The organism is Microcoleus sp., assembly GCF_049646505.1.
Taxonomy (GTDB): domain Bacteria; phylum Cyanobacteriota; class Cyanobacteriia; order Cyanobacteriales; family Microcoleaceae; genus Microcoleus.
The window spans coordinates 1-4,970 of the sequence record NZ_JBARVX010000472.1 but is presented as its reverse complement, the minus strand read 5'-3'; the positions used below and the strand labels follow the sequence as shown (position 1 = coordinate 4,970).

Annotated in this window: 5 protein-coding genes and 1 tRNA gene; 3 read left to right on the top strand and 3 right to left on the bottom strand. The window is 47.1% G+C overall.

Annotated elements, in window-relative coordinates:
• Nucleotides 1-258 precede the first annotated feature (258 nt).
• Nucleotides 259-1,077: an FkbM family methyltransferase gene (locus WBA89_RS22730; RefSeq protein WP_424409650.1), complete on the top strand. Its 819-nt coding sequence runs from the start codon at nucleotides 259-261 to the stop codon at nucleotides 1,075-1,077.
• 259 nt (nucleotides 1,078-1,336) lie between these two features.
• Here WBA89_RS22730 and WBA89_RS22725 read toward each other — a convergent pair whose 3' ends face one another.
• From WBA89_RS22725 to WBA89_RS22715, 3 genes are all read right to left on the bottom strand, one after another.
• Nucleotides 1,337-2,416, bottom strand: coding sequence for a YgfZ/GcvT domain-containing protein (locus WBA89_RS22725; RefSeq protein ID WP_424409648.1), 1,080 nt, complete (start codon nucleotides 2,414-2,416; stop codon nucleotides 1,337-1,339).
• A 177-nt stretch (nucleotides 2,417-2,593) separates the two neighbouring features.
• Nucleotides 2,594-2,977, bottom strand: coding sequence for a hypothetical protein (locus tag WBA89_RS22720; protein WP_424409646.1), 384 nt, complete (start codon nucleotides 2,975-2,977; stop codon nucleotides 2,594-2,596).
• 285 nt (nucleotides 2,978-3,262) lie between these two features.
• A tRNA-Val gene (locus WBA89_RS22715) sits at nucleotides 3,263-3,334 on the bottom strand.
• 71 nt (nucleotides 3,335-3,405) lie between these two features.
• On the opposite strand from WBA89_RS22715, the gene WBA89_RS22710 reads away from it, so the two are divergent.
• Together WBA89_RS22710 and mazG are read left to right on the top strand one after the other, a co-directional pair.
• Nucleotides 3,406-3,996 carry a metal-binding protein gene (locus WBA89_RS22710; RefSeq protein WP_424409644.1) on the top strand — a complete coding sequence of 197 codons (591 nt, stop codon included), beginning with the start codon at nucleotides 3,406-3,408 and terminating at the stop codon, nucleotides 3,994-3,996.
• A 6-nt stretch (nucleotides 3,997-4,002) separates the two neighbouring features.
• Nucleotides 4,003-4,830, top strand: a complete 828-nt coding sequence (mazG, locus tag WBA89_RS22705; protein ID WP_424409643.1) for a nucleoside triphosphate pyrophosphohydrolase — start codon at nucleotides 4,003-4,005, stop codon at nucleotides 4,828-4,830.
• Nucleotides 4,831-4,970: the final 140 nt, after the last annotated feature.

The window sequence follows — 4,970 nt, the reverse complement described above, 5'->3', positions numbered from 1 at the left end:
GAGCCTAGGAATCGATGTCACTTTTGAAGAGCCTCCTGCGAAAATGGAGGCAGAGCCTCGCCTATCTGCGTTACCAGGCAGAGCCTGGTAACGAGTAGAACGAGTAAATCACTTAGGATTGCTATATTTCTGTCATTGCGATCCAAAGGGAAGCAATCGCAAACCTCGGCGATTGCTCCGTTTCTCTCTTCGGACATACAATAACTCTGCTGCAAGACATAATATTAATTATATCCACATTAAAATCAGGAAAAAATTGTGAGCGAACAACAAACAGGAACTCTCAGAAACACCATGTCAGGTAGCTTGCTGCTGGCAAAACAATTAGGTTTTGAACCAAAAACTGTGATAGATGTCGGTGCGGCATTGGGAACTTTTAACCTTTACGAAACTTTCCCGAATTCGCGACATTTACTAATTGAGCCGATCGCCGAAAATGAACCTTATCTCGCCAAAATATGCCGCAAGCTCCCAAGTGCAGAATATATTATCGCTGCCGCCACCAAAGAATCGGGAGTTTTCACCCTCAATGTCAGTCCCGATATGCTGCATTCTTGGATTTCGGAAAATCGCGTTACCGACAGCAGCAATCCTTATTTAAGAAACATACCTGCAATCACGCTGGACGGAATATGCAGGGAAAGAAATTTGCCAGGCCCGTATTTAATTAAAGTCGATGTAGACGGACAGGAATTAGATGTTTTAGCGGGAGCAGCGGAGATTTTGCAGCAGACTGAATATATCATTGTTGAAGTTACTTTATTTGGTCAAATGTATGATGTCATGAGTTTTATGAAGTCCCAAGGATTCGCAGCTTACGATATTGTTGATTTGGGATATCGTCCGATTGATTCAGCTTTGTGGCAAGTTGATATGGCTTTTGTCAAAGAATCTGGGCGCTTTAGAAGAGATAGTCATTACGCGACAGGAGAGCAGGATATCGAACAAGTTAACTCGTATCTCAAAGCTTATCGGGAAAGTTTCATCAAGCATATTGAAACTAATTACAGCGATGCTGTAGAGCCGGAACCGCAGGTGAGTCAAGCTGTTTTGAGCGATGAATATGTAATCATTTAACTCAAGTTTCTCGGAATGGGGAATTATATACCAATCCTCGCATCATTTTCAATAACTGGTTGAGAGGCTAAGAGCCTAGGAATCGATGTCACTATTGAAGAGTCTCGCCTGCGAAAATGGAGGCTCTTCCTCGCCCCAGAAGCGTTACCAGGCAGAGCCTGGTAACGAGTAGATAGCCAACAGTCAACAGTCAGTAGGGGCGGTGCCAAGAGTGCCCGCCCTCTTAACAGCCAACAGCCAACAGCCAACAGTCAACAGCTTACAAACTTAAAAAAGGTATATTGACTACTTCTCCGACAATTTCTCCTAGCTGCACTTTTAGCCCCGGGCCGCCTGCTTTTGTGCGGATGTAAGCAAGACCAAAAAAACCGGATTCGGTTTGCACAAAACTGGTGAGTTTGCCGACTTTTTCTTCTGCGATTGTGATGATTGTTCCGGGTGCAACTGCGCCGCTCAATTCCACGCCCCAAAGTTCCTGTTTTACTCCTTTGTAGGTGTTCAATCTGGCAATTGTTTCTTGACCGATGTAGCAGCCTTTGTCGTAGGAAATGGTGTTTGACAAACGGGCTTCTAGGGGGTTGTAATCGTCGGTGAGTTCAAAATCGGGGGCGGGGCGGCCTTGTTCGATTCGCAGTTGTTCCCACACGCGATCGCCCATCGGTACGGCCCCAGCTTTGACTAATGCTTTCCACAAGTGGGCTGCATCGCTGGCTGGCGCAATTAATGTGTATCCGGGAGTGGCTAAACCGCTACCAACAGCAACTCGAACGCCTCCTCTTTCTCCCTCTTGGTCAGGGGGAGAAAGAGGGGAGTTTTCGATCGTTTTGTGAGTAGCGTAGGGTTGATTTTCTAGTTCGCTAACTCCGAGTTTTGCTAATAGTTGAGTGCTTTCTGGGCCGAGGAGACTGAAAGCGATTGTTGTATCGGTTAAATCTGTTAATTCTACGCTATCCATTGGAAAAATGTAGCGATCGAGCAATTCCAGCAATTGTCGGCGGCGGTTGGGCGAAACTAACAGCAGTACGGCATCTTCTGTAGCATAGGCGGTGGCGAGGTCGATCGTCCGGGCGGTGGATGTGAGGAAAACGGTGTCGCAACCTTGACCGGGTTTGAGTATGTTAAAGTTATTGGTGCTTTGATTGTGCAAGAACCGCAGGCGATCGCTATCGGAGATTTGAATGCGTCCCCAGTGAGTGCGATCGTACAAAGCCGCACCTTGTGTAGTTGCTGCGATGGCTGCTGCGTCGTTACCAAAACTGACGGGAACTGTTTCTGCGGTTGTTAATTCTGCAAATGTAGCGCCGGCTGCTGCTTGAATGTCGTGCAATTCTTGAATCATAAGATTTTGTTGGCTGTTGGCTGTTGGCTGTTAAGAAGGCGGGCACTCTTGGCACCGCCCCTACTGGCTGTTGACTGTTGACTGTTAAGAGGGCGGGCACTCTTGGCACCGCCCCTACTGACTAATGACTACTGACTAATGACTAATGACTAATAACCAATGACTAATAACCAATAACTAATTGCCTAAATTAGCAAAGATTTCTTGTATTAATTGGCTGGCTTTGGCATCAAGACGATTCCAATCTACATCGCCAGTGTCATCTTCAATCAAGCTAGTATCAATTACAACTTCCTGGCTTTGCATTGGAGTGTGGGCTGGCGGGTAGTTGACAAAGCAGATTCGATAGCAAAGTTCCCAAATATCGACGGATTTTTGCTCGCCTTGATGCTCTAAAATTAGTTGATAGCCGGGAATTGGAACCTCTACGTTGTGATAAGTTCCCGTCCAGGGGGAATCCTCTAATTGTTTGCGGATGTTGTCGAGGACTCGGATCATGGCGGGCTGCATGAGAAGTTCAGCTTGCTTCCAGGCGATCGGGCTAGTTATTTTAGGCTTCATATACATGATTCTAAAAAAATTTATAAATTAATTTTCCTGCATTGCGTACTAAATTCTAGGACATCCGCCACAAAATGTTAAATTCACTTTAATACAAAAGACAGGGCTGTTGAAACTGCGCCTATCACAACAAAACCCACCTGCTGTGGGTTGAATGCGATCGCCCTTAAAATTACGTTACTCTCTTTGCACCGCGACTCAATGTTCGGCGAGCCGTCGATTCGCGAACGAAAGTTTCTGTAAACCCGGTTTCAACCGCCGTTTTATCTTCTTTTCAATTGGGTATGGGCGATGTAGGATTTGAACCTACGGCATCCTGCGTGTAAAGCAGGCGCTCTACCACTGAGCTAATCGCCCAATTGCGCTTACAGGGATTTATCATATCACAGTATCCCAGAAAGATCAAATAAAAAAATCATAAATTTTCAATGCCCTCTGGCCGCACGCACGATCGAATAACCCTATGGAGTTTGCCCTTGGTGGCAGCCCTCACCTTTGGCCGGACTCAGAGCAGCAACCTGACTTTGCTCGTTTCCGGCAGCTTCTTGTTCGGCGGGCTAATGTTTGGCCCGGACTTGGATATCTACTCCTGCCAGTATCAGCGCTGGGGATGGTTCAAACCGATTTGGCTCCCGTACCAAAAAAGCTTGCGCCACCGCTCTTTTTTGTCCCACGGGCCTCTAATCGGCACTGCTTTGCGAATCTTGTATCTCGCGATTTGGATCGCGGTTTTCGGAGTGTTGGGGTTGGTAATTGCTGAAAAAATTGGCAACTTAGCCGGGAATTGGCAGGATGCGGTTTTGGGTTGGGGTCGATCGATCTCGGAACACTACATCGAAATTTTAGCAGTTTACATCGGTCTCGAATTGGGCGCGATGAGCCACTATTTGAGCGATTGGGGCGGCTCAGCTTACAAAAGATTCAAAAAGAAAGGATTGAGCGGGCTGCGCTCTCCCAAGACAATTAAGAGGCGAAAAATCAAAGCTCCCCGCCGCACATCTAGCAAATCTAACAGGTAAATTCTAATGTCTAATTCCCACAGCCGATCGCTCGCTGCACTCGAAAATCTGATAAAAGTTGTGGCGAAATTGCGATCGCCCGACGGCGGATGTCCTTGGGATTTAGCCCAAACTCCCCAAACCCTAATTCCTCACATCATCGAAGAAGCCTATGAAACCGCCGACGCGATTCGCAAAGGAGAGAAAGATGCGATCGTCGAAGAATTGGGCGATTTGCTGTTGCAGGTAATTCTGCAAGCTCAAATTGCCAGCGAATCCCATCAATTTACCTTCGCCGAAATAGCTGGGGGCATTACCGAAAAACTGATTCGGCGACATCCCCACGTTTTCGGGGATGTAGAAGTCAAAAGCGTGGATGAAGTTAACGAAAACTGGGAAAAAATCAAAGCAGCAGAAAAAGGTACAAATTCGGAAAAACCACCAACCTTAGCCTCAAAAATGAGCCGTTATGCCAGCACTTTGCCTCCCATCGCTGCCGCCGCAAAAATCTCTCAAAAAGCTGCGGAAGTGAGTTTTGATTGGGACAATGTAGAGGGTGTTTGGGATAAATTTCACGAGGAAATGGCAGAATTTGAACACGCTCTCAAACACGAGGATCGGGCGGCTCAGGAGTCGGAATTGGGAGATATTATGTTTGTGTTGATTCAATTGGCTCGCTGGTACAATTTAGATGCGTCGGCTGCTTTGCAGGGAACGAGCGATCGCTTCGTGCAGCGGTTTGCTAAAGTTGAGGCTGCGTGCGATCGGCCTTTATCGGATTATCCGCCCGAAGAGTTAGATGCTTTGTGGCAAAAAGCTAAAGCTTTACTGGCGAAGCAAAAGGGCGAGGGGTAATCAATCACCGCAGTTGACATACTCACCGCCCTAAAAGTGCGGTGATTCTTGACGCTTCACGCTCCGGATGCTACCGAAATAGTCTTACTCTGTCTCTGCGCCCGTTTATAGTCGTGGCAATGCCCTATCCCGACTTTGTT